The organism is Salinivibrio sharmensis, assembly GCF_001995985.1.
In the GTDB taxonomy this organism is placed as follows: Bacteria; Pseudomonadota; Gammaproteobacteria; order Enterobacterales; family Vibrionaceae; genus Salinivibrio; species Salinivibrio sharmensis.
The window spans coordinates 1-16921 of sequence record NZ_MUFC01000021.1 but is presented as its reverse complement, the minus strand read 5'-3'; the positions used below and the strand labels follow the sequence as shown (position 1 = coordinate 16921).

Genomic DNA, 16921 nt, shown 5'->3' with positions numbered 1-16921 from the left:
CGCTTACGCCTCCTTGCCGGTTAAGTTAACCGTTGGGTTAATCAAGCCATAAAGCAGATCGACAATGGTATTAGTCACCACAAAGATAAGCCCGACGAAAATCACGTAAGCGGTAATCAACGGCGTATCTACTCGGTTAATCGCTTCAAGGAACAAAAAGCCCGTCCCCGGCCACTGGAAGACAGTCTCGGTCAAAATGGTATACGCAATCATGGTACCGATTTGCACCCCGCCAACCGTTACCACCGGCAGCATGGTGTTTTTCAACGCGTGTTGATAATAAACTTTGTTTTCGGGTAACCCTTTAGCACGTGCAAATTTCACATACTCAGTACCTAACGCTTCCAGCATTTCAGAGCGCACCAAGCGAATAAACAAAGGCAACATGATGGACGCCAGTGACACCGAAGGCAGCACCAAGTGTGCTAAACCATCCAGGGTGAAAAAGCCGGACTCCCAACCGAGCCAATTGGCGGTTTCTCCGCGTCCATAGGAAGGCAACCAGCCTAATTCAATCGAGAAGACATACATGAGCATGATCGCGGTTAAGAAGACAGGTATCGAAATACCCACGATGCTAAAGCCCATGATTATCTTGGTGAGAATGCTATTGGGGTGAATCGCCGAGTACACGCCGAGTGGTATCGACACCACGACAATGATCAGGGCCGCCCCCGCCACGAGTTCTAGCGTTGCCACCAATTTATCTAAAATGACGTCCACCACTGGACGCTTAAAGAAATACGAATTGCCTAAATCCCCTTGTAGGGCCTTGCCTACAAAGCGGGTATATTTGGTCAAGAAGGGATCGTTAAGCCCCATTTCATCACGCAGCGCATCACGCTCTGCTTCTGATACTGATTGCCCCACCAGCTCCCGCAAGGGGTCGCCGAGGTTGTCTTGGATAGCAAACGCCACCAGACTGATGACAAACATCACAATCAGTGCCTGTACCAGACGTTTGACTAAAAACGTTACCATGTGTGCCTCTAAGCGATTGGATAATCAGGGGCCCCAGTGGTTGGGGCCCTGTTTTAGTCCATTACTCGACCACTAGATCGCCGAAGTAAGGGAAGTTCATACCGTTAACGATCGGCTCGATGTTAACGTTATTTTTGGCTGCCCATGATGGGTCTTGCCAGTGCAAAGGTAAGAAGGCCGCTTCGTCATACAGGATCTTCTCAACCTTTTGCAGCATGGCACTACGCTTTTCCAGATCCGTTTCTGAGTTGGCTTCCATCACCAGCTTATCCACTTCGCTGTTCGAGTAGTGACCACAGTTGTATTGGCCCTTACCTGTGTCAGCGTCACGGGTCATGGTGAGGAACTCAGTGAAGTTGGCAGAATCTTCTGTATCTGGGTGCCAGCCAATCATCTGCATGCCGGCTTCGCACTTATCGAACTCAGGCCAGTACTGCGCTTTTGGCATGGTTTGCAAATCAACCTTAATACCAATTTTCGCCATCATTGCCGCCACCGCTTGAGCGATTTTTTCATCGTTCACATAACGGTTGTTGGGCGCAATCATGGTGATCGAGAAGCCATCAGGGTAACCGGCCTCTTCCATCAGCTTTTTCGCTTTCGCCAGGTCATAACGCGGCTCTAAATCTGCGTTATAGCCTGCGTAACCAACCGGGCTTTGCTGGCTCGCTGGCGTGGCCGCCCCTTTCATGATCTTCTGCGCAATACCTTCATTGTTGACCGCATAAGCCACCGCTTGACGGACACGTGGATCTTTAAACTCATCCACCACGCTCTGATTCATTTGGAAGGTGATCACGCGCGTCCCTGGCATGGTAACCAGCTGCAGCTCGTCGGCACGTTCGATACGGCGATAATCGTTTGGCGAGACAGGGGCAATCATATCGACGTCACCAGACAGCAGTGCTGCAACACGGGTGGCATCTTCTTTGATCGGACGCAGTGTGATGTTATCCACGTTGCCTTCACTGTCTTTGTCCCAGTAATTCTCATTACGGTCAAACTCTACAACCACGCCTTGTTCACGCTCGTCGACCACATAAGGGCCTGTACCTGACAGGTGTGTTGACGCATAGGTTGAGCCATTTTTCTTCAGCTCAGACTTATCACGGCCGTCTTCTGTTTTACCGCTGTAGAACTTGCTGTCCATCGGGAACACGTAGGTCATGACGTTCTCTACCAGCGGGTAGGTACCGTCTGTGACCACATCAACGGTGTGCTCGTCGACTTTTTTGATGTCAACGATGGGGGTGAAAATCCCTTTAAAATCTGGTGATGATTTCAAGCGGTCAAAGGTCCAGACGACATCGTCAGCAGTAAACGCGTTACCGGAATGGAACGTCACGCCTTCGCGAAGATTGAAACGCACGGTTTCATTATCGATACGCTCCCAAGACGTCGCGAGACGTGGCTCAAAGTCCATTTCTTGGGTAAAACGGACCAAGGGGTCGAAGACCATGTGTGATAGCTGTAGCGTACCACCGGAAAGCTGCTCATGAGGGTCCAGTGAGACCGGATCCGCATCATACGCGACGGTGATATCCGCAGCCGCGGCACTAAAGCTCAGGCCGGCGGCCATAAGCGCCACGGCAATCTTGCTCTTCATTGTTTTCATTGCATAGCTCCTTTATGCGTAGGGGGTTGCCCCCTGCTGTGTTTGCATCATGGATGAGGTGCGGCGCATTGCCGCGTCGACATAGCGTGCTATGCCGGTTGCAAACCTTCCGTGCTCATTCCCTTAAACTCTGGCATCAATGAGATAAGCTGACGGCTATATTCGTGTTGTGGGTTAGTAAACAGTTGCTCTGTCGGCGCCACTTCTAACAGCTGGCCTTTGCGCATCACACCAATACGGTCACACATTTGTCGAATCACCGGCAAATCATGACTGATAAACAACATGGTGAGATTGAGCTCGTCCTGCAGATCTTTAAGCAGGTTCAAAATCTGTGCTTGTACCGACACATCCAGCGCGGATGTCGGCTCATCGCAAATCAGCAACCGCGGGCGCGTCGCCAATGCACGAGCAATTGATATGCGCTGACGTTGTCCTCCAGAGAACTCGTGCGGATATTTAATCCCCGCTCCGCGACCCAGGCCAACGTGATCGAGTAAATCGCCGACGATTTGGCGGATTTGTGACTCACCCTCGGCTAAACGGTGAAAGCGAATCGGCTCAGCGATAATGTCATAGATTTTCATCCGCGGGTTCATGGACGAATACGGGTTTTGAAACACCATCTGCATCTGGCGACGGATTGGGCGCCGGGCGCGTTCGCTTTTAATCGCGGTCAGATCAATGTCTTCAAAGATGATTTGCCCCGTATTAGGCGGATAAAGCCCGGTGATCGCCCGTGCAATAGTCGATTTGCCTGAGCCTGACTCACCGACAAGGCCAAAAGTTTCCCCTTCAACCACGTCAAAGCTCACATGATCCGAGGCTTGGACGTATTCGCGACGGCTGGCAAAGAGAGAATCTTTAGTAATAAAGCGCAAAGACACATCTTTCACCTGCAGCAAGGGCCCACTGTAAGCGCGCTGATCTTGGCTTTGTCCCAGCCAGTGGTTCTTGACATCAAGCTCTAGAGTTTCACCGGCTTCTTCGATGTAATTGACCAACGGGAAGCGGTCTAACTTTATGTCAGAGCGTGGCACCGCTGAAATAAGACTTTGCGTGTAAGGATGCTGAGGCTCACCTAACACTTGCTGGGTGGTGCCCAGCTCAACCAAATCACCACGATACATCACCGCAACACGGTCAGTCACGTTGGCGACGACGCCCATATCATGGGTGACCAGCATACAGCCGACATTTTTCTTTTGGCATAAGTCGCGGATGAGGTTAAGAATCTGATCTTGGATAGACACATCCAGCGCCGTGGTCGGCTCATCGGCAATGATTAAATCTGGCTCACCAGCCAGTGCGACCGCGATCACCACGCGCTGGCGCATCCCACCAGAGAATTGGTGAGGGTATTGTTTGATGCGCAGCTCTGGCTCTGGGATCCCCACCTGCTCCATTAAATTAAGCGCGCGCTGATAAGCCTGTTGCTGCGTGACATTCAAATTAGTCAAAATGGTTTCGGTCAGCTGTTGCTCGACCGTAAACAGCGGGTTCAGGGAGGTCATCGGGTCTTGAAAGATAAACCCGATTTTGTCGCCACGCACTTTGCGCATTTGATTAGGGCTAAGGCCCGATATTTTTTTACCATCAAGGTACACATCGCCACTGGCAATGCGCCCTGGCGGGCTGAGCAAATCAATCACGGCATTACCCACCGTTGACTTACCCGCTCCAGACTCACCCACCACGCCAACAATCTCACCGCGCTCAATCGTTAATGACAACGACGTCACAGCAGCATGAACGCCATGGCGAGACGGATACTCAATTCGTAGGTTATTTACTTCTAGCAGTGACATTTTTCATCCTTGATATCGTCTTAGGTGACGATCGACTTCCTGACCAAAACAAGGTGATATGATCTTGCCTCGGAGAGATGCGGATTTAATCTGGCAAACATTTCACAAAAAATCAACATCACAGCAGAAAATGCCATAATGACACAGTCGGCTCGAATATTCATTCACTTAGCTACGATTTCGCACCCAAGTGTCAAACAAAAAATACACTTCATATCATAAAGATATAAGGTATTACGCTGTCCCCTGTTTTAAAGCAAATCGCGCATAGAATAAAGCAAAGTTATTTAACAGCGCATAAACAATGGCAGCGATAAGCTCCAAAAAAATAGCAGTTAACAACTCAATTAATTAGTTAGTCAATTAAAGGTAGATTTTTAAACCACTCAACAACAGGTATAGCAGTCACATCAAAAGGTGTGGTTTTTATTGCTAATTGGTGACTTTTTATCTATCAGAATCTTGATAGAGCTCTAATTTCTGCATTTTATCCTCTCTCAACGTCGCCACGTAGAGAAAAGACTCACCAACACGTACTCAGCAAAGCGATATAAAACCGCCCGACAGCAGTGGAAATTTGGGGGAAGAGAAATGTCCAGAGGGGTGTGTGAAACGAAAAAACCCCAGCCGTTAGGCTAGGGTTCATAATGGTGGTCGGTGAAGAGGGATTCGATGGGGCGGCCTTCCGCGCGACCGGGCTTCCGGCCCCCGACCCTCTATCTTCAACGAACAGGTATAAACAAAAAACCCCAGCCATTTGGCTAGGGTTCGTAATGGTGGTCGGTGAAGAGGGATTCGAACCCCCGACCCTCTGGTCCCAAACCAGATGCGCTACCAAACTGCGCTATTCACCGACATATTCGCTTTCAGCGAAAATAATGGGGTGGCTGACGGGACTTGAACCCGCGACAACTGGAATCACAATCCAGGGCTCTACCAACTGAGCTACAGCCACCACTGATTTTTTGCCATTTCCCTTTATCCCCGGAATGGCGCGCCCGACAGGATTTGAACCTGTGACCTTTGGCTTCGGAGGCCAACACTCTATCCAACTGAGCTACGGGCGCTTGCCCCGTTGGCGGTGACGAATATTACGGATATCACCACCAGCCGTCTAGCACTTTTTTTAATTTTTTTACTGACTGGTCTCTTTTTCAACAAATTGCGTAGAAAACGTCAGTAAGGTCTCTACTATAACGGTTTAACGTAACAATCTAAAGCGCTATAATCACCTAATCTTTACACGGAGTTAACCCAGCAACGTTGGCAAATCCGTTAAGACGAGACTGACAGGCCGCAACCGAATCACTCTTTATTGATTCGCCCCCTTAGGTTGACGGCAAATAAGATAAAAAAGGCGTTAAGCCACCAGTAATGTGGGAGTGTCATTGTGAGCGCAAAGGGAAAAAGTCTAGGTCATATTATGGTTGCCACTGTGGCGGCCCTTTTATTTGCTTCTGCTGCGCAAGCACTAGAAGTGTCTGAGCAAGAAAAAGCCGCCATCGCTGAGCGCATTGCCCCGGTTGGTGATGTTTACATTGACGGCGAAGCGCCAACGCAAACCGCCGCCGCAGAGCCGAGTGGCCCACGCAGTGGCGAACAGGTCTACAACACCTACTGCACCGCCTGTCATGGCACAGGTGCAGCCGGCGCGCCCAAAACAGGTGATGCTGCGGCATGGGGGCCACGTGTCGATAAAGGCATGGAAACGCTAACCAAGCACGCTATCAACGGCTTTAATGCGATGCCTGCCAAAGGGACCTGCATGGATTGCTCGGACGATGAGATAGTGGCGGCCATCGAGCACATGCTCGACGCCCTCTAATCGCGCTGCTCAATGTCTATGTAACGATAACGCCGCCTTCCGCGGCGTTATTTGTTTTTATCCAGCATGGCTTTTAGGTTGGCGATCGCCGCTTGCCCTTTCTCCATTCGCTCTTCTTGCGATACCGGTTTCTTTTGCGACTCCCATTCCACATCGTCAAATGGCAATTCATCTAAGAAGCGACTTTGCTGTGGCTTAATCACTTCGCCAAATTGGCGTCGCTCTTTACAAACCACGAACGTCAACGCCTTTTGCGCTCGCGTCAGCCCTACATAAGCCAAACGCCGCTCTTCATCGATGTTGTCTTCATCGATGCTCGATTGGTGGGGTAATAACCCCTCTTCCATACCAATCAAGTAGACGTAAGGAAACTCAAGTCCTTTGGAGGCATGCAAGGTCATCAACTGGACTTGGTCTGCGTCATCATCATCTTCACCCCGCTCCATCATGTCACGCAGTGTAAGCCGCTGAACCACTTCTCTTAGCGTTCGTTCAACCTGATCGGGGTTGTCACCTTCTAAATCAGCCACAATCCAACTATAAAGCTGTGAGACGTTTTTCATCCGCATCTCGGCGACTTTGGGGCTGGAAGAGCTTTCGTACAGCCACTCCTCGTAGTGAATATCACGCAAAAGCGCTCTAACCGCCGCCACGGTGTCGCCTCGTTCGGCTTGATCGGATAATTCCACCACCCAACGGGTAAACGCTTGTAACGACGCCAAACCACGGCCCGATAAATGTTGGCTGAGCCCGAGTTCAAAGCTTGCCGCAAACAAGCTTTTACCTCGCTGGTTGGCATAACTACCGAGTTTTTCTAACGTCACCGGGCCAATTTCACGTCGTGGCGTGTTAACCACCCGCAAGAATGCATTGTCATCATCGGGGTTAGTGAGAAGGCGCAGATAGGCCATGATGTCCTTAATTTCTGCACGTGAGAAAAACGAGGTACCGCCGGAGATTTTATAAGGAATGCGGTTTTGCATCAGCGCTTTTTCGATCAAGCGTGATTGGTGGTTTCCGCGATAAAGGATGGCGTAATCTTTGTATTGGGTACGCCCCAAAAAGCGATGGCCAATCAGCTCGCCAACCACGCGCTCCGCCTCATGCTCTTCATTGTTGGCGGTCAGTACTTTGAGCATGTCGCCATCAGGCAAGGCTGAAAATAAGGTTTTTTCGAATACATGCGGGTTATTGGCAATCAAGATATTCGCAGCACGCAGAATGCGGCTGGTTGAGCGGTAGTTTTGCTCCAACTTCACCACGTGCAAACGCGGAAAGTCTTTCTGCAGGTAAACCAGGTTTTTCGGCTGGGCCCCTCGCCATGAGTAAATAGACTGATCGTCATCGCCCACCACGGTAAAGCGCGCGCGCTCACCCACTAGCAGTTTTACCAGCTGATATTGACTGGTGTTGGTATCTTGGTATTCATCCACGAGCAGGTAACGAATGCGCGCTTGCCAGCGCTCTCTTACGGCTTGATTCTGGCTAAGCAGCGCCACTGGCATCAAAATCAAGTCATCAAAATCTAGCGCATTGTACGCACGCATTTGTTTTTGATAACGCGCATAGCAGGCGGCAAACAGCTGATCCCGTTCGCCTTGCGCCTGAGCAAGGGCTTCATCCGGCCCCAGCATGGCATTTTTCCAGTTGGAAATGGTGTGTACCAGCTGACGCAATAGATCTTTGTCGTTATCCAGCTCTTGCTCGGTCAACGCTTTTAACAACGCCAGTTGATCTTGATCGTCAAATAGCGAAAAGCCCGCCTTGAGCCCCAAGGTTTTGTACTCGCGACGAATGATATTCAGTCCCAAGGTGTGAAAGGTCGATACCATCAAGCCTCGGGATTCTTGCTTGCCTAGGCTTTGTGCCACTCGCTCTTTCATTTCGCGCGCGGCTTTATTGGTAAAGGTGACTGCGGCGATATGACGTGCTTTGTAGCCACACTGCTGAACCAAATAGGCGATTTTGTGCGTAATGACCCGTGTTTTGCCCGACCCTGCCCCGGCCAAAACCAGGCACGGCCCAGAGATATGTCGAACGGCATCTGATTGCGCGGGGTTAAGCTTCATGGTGAACAACACCTCGTTAGTGGCTGAATGAGCATTGTAGAGCGAATCCGACTGATGTCTATCTCACCGCAGCAGAGTGCATTTTGCTTGCTACACTTTATGCTTGTCATTTGCGCGAAAAACGCTCTAAAATGAATGAACGTTCATTCATTGCTTGGTGCATTACCTATGGACAAACGTACGCAAATATTTGCCGCGACCGAGCAATTAATCGCGACGGTCGGGCTCGATAAAGTCTCAATGCAACAAGTGGCGACACAAGCACACGTCGCGGCAGGGACCATTTATCGCTATTTTAAAGACAAGGATGATTTGCTTCGCCAACTGTCTTCACACCTGATGATGCAGTGTGCGACCCATATCCAGCAAGGGGTCAAGGATGAACCGACACTCAAACGTCAGTTTGAACGCTTATGGCGCAATACTTGGACCATGATGCTACATCGCGATCATCTGCTATTGTCTCGTGACCAGTTTGATGCCCTACCACGCGATGATCAGTCTCATACTCAGCAAGAGCGAGAGGCCTTCTCCGACCTTTATCGAGTCTTTCAAGAAGGTAAGCAACAAGGCGTGCTCAAGCCCCTAGATGATGAGGTGTTAATCACCTTGGGACTCGAACCCGCTTTTTGTTTAGCTCGCAAACAGGTTCGGGGTGTTATAACCCTGAACGATGATGCTATCGCAGATGCGATCCACGCTTGCTGGGATGCAATTTCTCTTCACTAACGACGTTCGGAGCTTACTTCGATGAAAAAATGGTTTTTCTTTATGGTTATCCTCGCGCTGCTGCTGTTTGGCAGTGTGATTGGCTTTAACCTGTTCAAGCAGCAAAAGGTTGCAGAGTATATGGCAAACATGCCAGAGCCTACCCACCCAGTCACCGCGGTGACGGTTGAGGCTGTGCCTTGGACACCAACGCTTGACGCCATTGGGTTTGTTGAGCCTAACCAAGGGATCACCTTAACCACTCAAATTGCCGGTGTCGTCGATGTGATTAATTTTGAGTCAGGCCAAACCGTTGAGCGTGGACAAAACCTGGTCGAGCTCGACTCGAGTGTTGAAAAAGCCAATTTAGCCAGCACGCAAGCGCGCCTACCAGCGGCGGAAGCCAAGTTTAAACGCTACCAAGGACTGTTTGCTAAAGGCTCTATCTCTAAAGAAGCGCTGGATGAAGCCGAGGCCAATTATCGTTCGCTACAAGCTGACATTAACGCACTGAAAGCCACCATTGCCCGTCGTAATATCCAAGCCCCCTTCGATGGTGTGATTGGCCTGCGTGATGTTTTCTTAGGTGAATACTTGCAGCCAGGTACGGATATTGCTCGCCTCGAGGATACCTCGGTGATGAAGCTGCGCTTTACCGTGCCACAAACAGATATTTCTAAAATCCGTTTAAGCCAGCCGTTGCGCATTACTGTCGACGCGTATCCTGAAAAGGAATTCATCGGCTCTATCAGTGCCATTGAGCCTGCGGTCAACAGCCAGAGTGGTCTTATCAAGGTGGAAGCGAACATTCCGAATAACGATGGTCAGTTGCGCTCAGGTATGTTTGCCCGCGCCGATATCGTCTTACCGACCATTGAAGACCAAATCGTGATTGATCAAACCGCGATTAACTTCAATTTGTACGGAGAAAGCGTCTACGTTATCCGCGAAGAAGAAGGGGAAAAACGCGCTTATCAGCAAGTGCTCAAAGTCGGTGAACGTCGTGGCCATCAAGCACGCATTATCGAAGGTCTGCAACCTGGCGATCAGGTCGTCACCTCCGGCCAAGTGCGGTTAAGCAATGGCTCCAAAGTGAAAATCGTCGAAAACGACGCTCTCACACCACCAGAACAATTACCTCAATTGTAAGACGAGGATGTGATGCGCTTTACTGATATTTTTATCCGGCGCCCCGTACTAGCCGCGTCAATCAGTATCCTGATTGCGCTGCTTGGCTTGCAATCTTTATTCAAGATGCAGGTTCGGGAATACCCGGAGATGACCAATACCGTGGTCACCATCACAACCAGCTATTATGGTGCCAGCGCCGACTTGATTCAGGGCTTCATCACGACGCCACTCGAACAAGCCGTGGCCCAAGCTGATAATATTGATTTTATGACCTCAGAGTCGGTGCTTGGCTCCTCGACCATTACGGTCAACATGAAGCTTAATACCGACCCAAATGCTGCCTTGGCCGATATTCTTGCCAAGGTAAACTCGGTGCGTGCTCAGCTTCCTGCCGAGTCCGAAGACCCCTCGGTATCGATGTCGACAGGGTCAACCACCGCGGTAATGTATATTGGCTTTACCTCACCCGAGCTCGATTCTAGCCAGATCACTGACTACCTCGAGCGCGTGGTCAAGCCTCAGCTGTTTACCGTGGATGGCGTCTCCAAAATTGACCTGTACGGCGGGGTGAAGTATGGCCTGCGTGTGTGGCTCGACCCTGAGAAAATGGCGGCATTTAAATTAGCGGCCACCGACGTGATGTCCGTGCTTGATGCCAACAACTACCAGTCGGCCACCGGTCAGGCGATTGGTACCTTTATGATCTATAACGGTAGCGCCGATACCCAGGTATCTACGCCCGAAGAGCTGCGTAATTTGGTGGTAGATACTCAAGATGGCCGCGTCGTGCGTCTTGGGGATATCGCTAAAGTCTCGCTCGAGAAAAGCCACGATCGGGTACGTGCACTGGCCAATGGCTCTGAAGCGGTTGTCGCCGCGATCAATGCTACCCCGTCGGCCAACCCCATCAATATTGCTGCTGACGTCATGGATATGTTGCCGGAAGTTGAGCGCAACATGCCAAGCAATATCGAGATGAATGTGCTGTATGACTCATCCAATGCAATCAATGAGTCCATCAATGAGGTAATCAAAACCATCATTGAAGCGGCACTGATCGTGTTGGTGGTGATTACCCTGTTCTTAGGCTCGTTCCGCGCGGTGATTATCCCCATTATTACCATCCCACTGTCCCTGATTGGTGTGGCACTAGTGATGGAAATGATTGGCTTCTCGCTCAACTTGATGACCCTGTTGGCGATGGTATTGGCCATCGGCTTGGTGGTCGACGATGCAATCGTAGTACTCGAGAACATCGACAGACACATAAAACTGGGAGAGTCCCCTTTCCGCGCCGCCATTATAGGGACACGCGAAATTGCTGTCCCCGTGATTTCCATGACCCTGACGCTGGCGGCCGTGTATGCCCCTATCGCGATGATGGGCGGGATCACCGGCTCGCTGTTTAAGGAGTTTGCGTTAACCCTTGCCGGGGCGGTGTTTGTTTCTGGGATTGTCGCGTTGACACTCTCACCGGTGATGTGTTCAACCATGCTGAAAGCCAACGCCAAGCCAAGTCGCTTTGAGCTTGCCGTGCACCGCTTCTTGGATGGCATGACCGACAAGTATGCGCGCATCCTCAGTAAGGTGATGCAACGCCGTCCTGTGGTGGTGTCCTTTGCGGTGATCGTCTTTGCTTCTTTGCCTGTGCTATTTAACTTTATCCCCAGTGAGCTTGCGCCATCGGAAGATAAAGGCGTGGTAGTAATGATGGGGACGGCGCCCTCGACGGCTAACCTGGATTACATCCAAAACAGCATGGCGGAAGTGAACCAAAAGCTCGACGAACAACCAGAAGTGGCTTTTTCACAGGTCTTTTCTGGGGTGCCGAAGTCGAATCAAGCGTTTGGTATCGCCTCGCTGGTACCTTGGAGTGAACGGGAAGCCAGTCAGTCCGAAGTGGTAAAACGCATGGCTAACGAAGTGAAAGACATCCCTGGTATGAAGGTCACTACCTTTGAAATGCCAGAGCTCCCCGGAGCTTCGTCTGGCTTGCCAATCCAGTTTGTGGTGACGACACCGAACAATTTCGAAAGTCTCTATCAAGTGACCGCCGAAATTATGTCAGAGGTACAATCTAGCCCGAATTTCGTTTATTCGGAGCTTAACCTCAACTTTGACTCGGCCACCATGAACATCAGCATTGATAAAGACAAAGCTGGGTCATATGGCGTGACCATGCGTGATATTGGCGCCACCATTGGCACCATGATGGCCGATGGCTACGTCAACCGTATCGACTTTGATGGCCGCTCATATGAGGTGATCCCGCAAGTGGAGCGTAAATATCGCCTCAACCCTGAATCGATCGAGAACTACTACGTGCGTGCGGCCAACGGTGAGTCCATCCCGCTGGGCTCGCTGATTGACATTGAAGTGACAGCGGAGCCTCGCTCACTCCCGCACTTTAATCAGCTAAATGCTGCGACCATCAGTGCGGTATCTGCGCCCGGTGTCACCATGGGTACCGCGGTGGATTGGTTTGAGAGCAAGGCGGCAGAGTTGCCTAAAGGCTATCAGCACGATTACCTCGGTGAGTCGCGCCAATACGTGACAGAAGGCAGCGCGCTGTATGCCACCTTCTTGTTCGCGTTGGCGATCATTTATCTGGTCCTTGCGATTCAGTTTGAATCCTTGCTCGACCCACTGGTGATCTTGGTCTCTGTGCCGCTCGCCATTTGTGGTGCTTTGATTGCGCTAGCATGGGGGCTGTCATCAATGAATATCTACTCGCAAGTTGGGTTGATAACCTTGATAGGCCTGATTACCAAACACGGTATTCTGATCTGTGAGGTCGCCAAAGAGCAGCAACTGCATCATCAAGCCAGCCGAATGGACGCAGTGAAAGAAGCGGCCAAGATTCGTCTGCGTCCGATCTTGATGACCACTGCCGCGATGATTGCAGGCCTAATCCCGCTAATGTTCGCCACCGGCGCAGGCGCCGAGCAACGCTTTAGCATTGGGATTGTGATCGTAGCGGGTCTCGCTATCGGTACGTTATTCACGCTATTCGTTCTGCCAGTGATTTATACYTATCTGGCCAGCAAGCACAAACCACTGCCTGTGTTTGTCGAAGACGATGAACTTGATAAGCTCGATGAGGACTATCGCGCATCGCACTAACCCAAAGGGCCTTCGGGCCCTTTTCTTTTATCATCCTTTCGACAAGCTGTGCGTATTTACATAGAATAAAGACAGTTAATGAAGGAGTATTCCATGTTTGACCCCAAAAAACTTGAGCAAATGGCCAAGCAAATTCACGATGCCATGCCTCAACCTGTCAAAGAGTTAGGCACGGATATGGAAAGCCGTGTGCGCCAAGCTATTCAAGGCCAGCTCACCAAGCTCGACGTGGTAAGCCGTGAAGAGTTTGATGTGCAAACTCAGGTGTTGCTACGCACCCGTCAAAAGCTCACCGAGCTCGAAGCCAAGCTTGAAGCCATGGAAGCAAAAGTGGACCAGTCGGCAGATAATCAAGAGTAAACTGCACATACACAAAAAAGCCTGACCCTCAGGCCAGGCTTCTCTTTCCACTTTGTGTCGAACGTTAGGCGTTATCGAGCGCAATCTGCTTCATATCGGTCATATAGCCGCGCAATTCCTCACCGATATACTCAATCGGGTGATTGCGGATACGGTCGTTAACCTCGATTAAGGTGGCGTTGTCGACCTGATTAGAGGTTTCTCCGAGTCCTTTACCAATCACATCTGCACCCACTGTTGGCATAAAGTGCTCACGCAGCAGTGGTGTCGCGACGTTTGCGAATAAGTAGTTGCCGTACTCAGCCGTGTCTGAAATGACCACGTTCATTTCGTACAGGCGCTTACGCGCGATGGTGTTGGCAATCAAAGGCAATTCATGCAATGACTCGTAATACGCTGACTCTTCGATAATGCCGGATGACACCATCACTTCAAAGGCAAGCTCGACCCCTGCTCGCACCATAGCAACCATCAAAATGCCATTATCAAAGAACGCTTGTTCACTGATAGTCACATCTGATTCAGGATAGTTTTCAAAAGCGGTCTGTGCCGTTTCTTCACGCCAAGTGAAAAGGTTTTTATCGTCGTTATCCCAATCGGCCATCATGGTTGCAGAGAAATGACCAGAAATGATGTCATCCATGTGCTTGTTGTAAAGGGGACGCATCAGTTCTTTAAGCGACTCCGACAGCTCAAAAGCTTTAACTTTTGCTGGGTTAGACAAGCGATCCATCATATGGGTAATACCCCCAAACTTCAGCGCTTCCGTAATGGTTTCCCAGCCGTACTGAATAAGCTTACCCGCATAACCTGGCTCAACACCCTCTGCGATCATTTTCTCGTAGCAAACGATGGATCCGGCCTGCAGCATGCCACACAAAATAGTTTGCTCACCCATCAGATCGGATTTCACTTCTGCTACGAATGAGGAGGCGAGTACGCCAGCACGGTGACCACCGGTTGCAGCGGCCCATGCTTTCGCAATCTCAAAGCCTTCACCTTTAGGATCATTTTCTGGGTGAACGGCAATTAGCGTCGGAACACCAAAGCCGCGTTTGTATTCTTCACGCACCTCGGTACCTGGGCACTTTGGCGCAACCATAACCACAGTAATGTCTTCACGGATGCGCTGACCGACCTCAACGATATTAAAGCCATGCGAGTAACCGAGTGCGGCGCCCTCTTTCATCAGTGGCATCACGGTTTCAACCACGTTGGAGTGCTGCTTATCTGGCGTGAGGTTAATCACCAAGTCTGCCTGTGGGATCAGATCTTGGTAGCTACCCACTTCAAATCCATTCTCGACCGCGTTCTGATAAGAAGGACGCTTTTCATCAATGGCAGCCTGACGTAGCGCATAAGCCACATCAAGACCCGAGTCGCGCATGTTTAAACCTTGGTTCAGCCCTTGCGCACCACAGCCGACAATCACCACTTTTTTACCTTTGAGAAATTCAGCCTCGGTGGCAAATTCGTCACGATCCATAAATCGGCATACGCCTAATTGTTCCAATTGTTGACGTAAATTCAGGGTATTAAAGTAGTTCGCCATGGGGTGCTCCGTTGATTCAAATCCGTGATTGGGTGTGTTTTCACCGCGTATTTTTGATACTACCCTAACCACTATATTGCCTAAAGTGATATATTCACAACATAACATTGCAGTTACAGCAACAATAAATTATGAATGCAAAGCAACTCACAGGCTTTCTCCACCTCTGTGACACCAAAAGCTATACCCGAGCCGCACAAGCCATGTACGTCAGCCCTTCTGCGCTGAGCCGAATCATCCAACGTCTCGAAGAAGATATTGGTCAGCCGCTGTTTATTCGTACCAATAAAGCGGTCGATCTCACCCCGGCAGGTAAAACGCTGCTTCCTGTTGCACGCGATATCCTGCAGCTTTGGCACACCACTAAGGCCAGTATCAATGAACATGCCTCTTTGCTCGGCGGTAAGCTCACGCTCTTTTGTTCAGTCACGGCAAGCTATAGCCATTTACCTGAGCTCCTCGCGCGGTTTCGTCAGCAATACCCAAATATCGAGCTACAACTGCTGACCGGCGACCCCGCTCAAGCAGAAGAGAAGGTGCAAGACAACAGCGCCGACATTGCTATTGCCGCTAAACCCAAGCGCTTGTCATCCAGCTTGGTGTTTCAACCGATTGATACAGTCAGTTTGTCAGTTATCGCACCGGCAATGGCCAGTAGCGGCATTGACCTACAAGCCATTGACTGGCAGCACACACCGTTAATCTTGCCCGAAGCAGGGACAGCGCGCGAACTCGCTGATCAATGGTTGACCAGTAAAGGTAGCGAGCCCAACGTCTACGCACAAATAGCAGGCCACGAGGCGATTGTCAGTATGGTGGCATTGGGCTGTGGTATTGGTGTCGCGCCAGATGTGGTGATTGATAACAGCCCCGTAAAAGATAAGGTTGAGCGTTTACGCCAAGAAATTGTGCAGCCTCTCGAACTAGGCCTTTGTTGTAAAGCCTCCCGTGCTAAAGAGCCTTTACTCAACGCCCTTCTCGATGTCATGCGATAAACACAAAAGCCCCAACACAATGATGCTGGGGCTTAAACGCAAAAAACCCCAGCTTTTCAGCTAGGGTTTCTAAGTAGTGGCGGAGTGGACGGGACTCGAACCCGCGACCCCCGGCGTGACAGGCCGGTATTCTAACCAACTGAACTACCACTCCGCACCAATTCTGTCTCATCAAAGTCTTACGTCAGTCTGCTTTGATGTTTAAATTTTTGCTAACTAAAGCCAACATTAAGCTCTAATTAGATTATCTTGTTTGATGCGATGAGGATTTTGAATCGAGACGCGCAGTGTATGCCAATACATGAGCATCGCAGATATCAAAAGCATCGAGCTATCAACAAGATAAGCAATGAGAGCCTGGCGATGTCCTACTCTCACATGGGGAGACCCCACACTACCATCGGCGCTGCTTCGTTTCACTACTGAGTTCGGCATGGAGTCAGGTGGGTCCAAAGCGCTATGGTCGCCAAGCAAAATTTGGTGTGTCTTCACTTTTTAGTCAAAACACTTAATCTAGAAAGCTGTTCGTTCTCGCCACAATCAACTGGCTTATTTCAAGTCCAACCCAAAACCTCTTGGGTGTTGTATGGTTAAGCCTCACGGGCAATTAGTACAGGTTAGCTCAACGCCTCACAGCGCTTACACACCCTGCCTATCAACGTTCTAGTCTAGAACAACCCTTTAGAGAGCTCGAAGCTCTAGGGATGACTCATCTCGGGGCCAGCTTCGCGCTTAGATGCTTTCAGCGCTTATC

The 16921-nt window shown here is 50.3% G+C and carries 11 protein-coding genes, 4 tRNA genes and 2 rRNA genes; 6 read left to right on the top strand and 11 right to left on the bottom strand.

Translation table 11 applies throughout. From position 1 onward, the window contains the following. Positions 1 to 3: 3 nt before the first annotated feature. From BZG74_RS14015 to BZG74_RS13990, 6 genes are all read right to left on the bottom strand, one after another. A complete protein-coding gene (locus BZG74_RS14015) occupies positions 4 to 981 on the bottom strand; it encodes an ABC transporter permease (protein WP_077773159.1) in 978 nt (325 codons plus the stop codon). A gap of 61 nt (positions 982 to 1042) precedes the next feature. Further along, positions 1043 to 2596, bottom strand: coding sequence for an ABC transporter substrate-binding protein (locus tag BZG74_RS14010; RefSeq protein WP_077773158.1), 1554 nt, complete (start codon positions 2594 to 2596; stop codon positions 1043 to 1045). An 89-nt stretch (positions 2597 to 2685) separates the two neighbouring features. Further along, the gene (locus BZG74_RS14005) at positions 2686 to 4404 is read right to left on the bottom strand and encodes an ABC transporter ATP-binding protein (protein WP_077773157.1); all 1719 of its coding nucleotides are present in this window, start codon (positions 4402 to 4404) and stop codon (positions 2686 to 2688) included. Positions 4405 to 5181: 777 nt separating this feature from the next. Beyond that, positions 5182 to 5258: transfer RNA gene (locus BZG74_RS14000), tRNA-Pro, on the bottom strand. Between the two features lie 25 nt (positions 5259 to 5283). Continuing rightward, positions 5284 to 5359: transfer RNA gene (locus tag BZG74_RS13995), tRNA-His, on the bottom strand. Between the two features lie 35 nt (positions 5360 to 5394). Continuing rightward, positions 5395 to 5471, bottom strand: a tRNA-Arg gene (locus BZG74_RS13990). Positions 5472 to 5827: 356 nt separating this feature from the next. Here BZG74_RS13990 and BZG74_RS13985 point away from each other — a divergent pair. After that, the gene (locus BZG74_RS13985) at positions 5828 to 6229 is read left to right on the top strand and encodes a c-type cytochrome (RefSeq protein ID WP_316243047.1); all 402 of its coding nucleotides are present in this window, start codon (positions 5828 to 5830) and stop codon (positions 6227 to 6229) included. 47 nt (positions 6230 to 6276) lie between these two features. Here the strand turns inward: BZG74_RS13985 and rep are convergent, their stop codons facing one another. Beyond that, on the bottom strand, positions 6277 to 8298 hold the full coding sequence (gene rep, locus BZG74_RS13980; protein ID WP_077773155.1) for a DNA helicase Rep: 2022 nt from the start codon (positions 8296 to 8298) through the stop codon (positions 6277 to 6279). A 168-nt stretch (positions 8299 to 8466) separates the two neighbouring features. Between rep and BZG74_RS13975 the strand changes: the two genes are divergently transcribed. The 4 genes from BZG74_RS13975 to ubiK all read left to right on the top strand — a co-directional run bounded on the left by BZG74_RS13975 (position 8467) and on the right by ubiK (position 13620). After that, a complete protein-coding gene (locus BZG74_RS13975; RefSeq protein ID WP_077773154.1) occupies positions 8467 to 9027 on the top strand; it encodes a TetR/AcrR family transcriptional regulator in 561 nt (186 codons plus the stop codon). Positions 9028 to 9048: 21 nt separating this feature from the next. Further along, the gene (locus tag BZG74_RS13970) at positions 9049 to 10155 is read left to right on the top strand and encodes an efflux RND transporter periplasmic adaptor subunit (protein ID WP_077773153.1); all 1107 of its coding nucleotides are present in this window, start codon (positions 9049 to 9051) and stop codon (positions 10153 to 10155) included. A gap of 12 nt (positions 10156 to 10167) precedes the next feature. Continuing rightward, a complete protein-coding gene (locus BZG74_RS13965) occupies positions 10168 to 13260 on the top strand; it encodes a multidrug efflux RND transporter permease subunit (protein WP_077773152.1) in 3093 nt (1030 codons plus the stop codon). A 93-nt stretch (positions 13261 to 13353) separates the two neighbouring features. Continuing rightward, positions 13354 to 13620 carry a ubiquinone biosynthesis accessory factor UbiK gene (gene ubiK, locus BZG74_RS13960; RefSeq protein WP_077773151.1) on the top strand — a complete coding sequence of 89 codons (267 nt, stop codon included), beginning with the start codon at positions 13354 to 13356 and terminating at the stop codon, positions 13618 to 13620. 64 nt (positions 13621 to 13684) lie between these two features. Here the strand turns inward: ubiK and ilvC are convergent, their stop codons facing one another. Then, positions 13685 to 15172 carry a ketol-acid reductoisomerase gene (gene ilvC / locus BZG74_RS13955; RefSeq protein WP_077773150.1) on the bottom strand — a complete coding sequence of 496 codons (1488 nt, stop codon included), beginning with the start codon at positions 15170 to 15172 and terminating at the stop codon, positions 13685 to 13687. Positions 15173 to 15303: 131 nt separating this feature from the next. Between ilvC and ilvY the strand changes: the two genes are divergently transcribed. Beyond that, positions 15304 to 16167, top strand: coding sequence for an HTH-type transcriptional activator IlvY (gene ilvY / locus BZG74_RS13950; RefSeq protein ID WP_077773149.1), 864 nt, complete (start codon positions 15304 to 15306; stop codon positions 16165 to 16167). A 77-nt stretch (positions 16168 to 16244) separates the two neighbouring features. Here the strand turns inward: ilvY and BZG74_RS13945 are convergent. The 3 genes from BZG74_RS13945 to BZG74_RS13935 form a co-directional block, all read right to left on the bottom strand. Then, a tRNA-Asp gene (locus BZG74_RS13945) sits at positions 16245 to 16321 on the bottom strand. 201 nt (positions 16322 to 16522) lie between these two features. Then, a 5S ribosomal RNA gene (gene rrf / locus BZG74_RS13940) occupies positions 16523 to 16638 on the bottom strand. Between the two features lie 115 nt (positions 16639 to 16753). Continuing rightward, positions 16754 to 16921, bottom strand: a 23S ribosomal RNA gene (locus BZG74_RS13935); the annotation flags it as partial.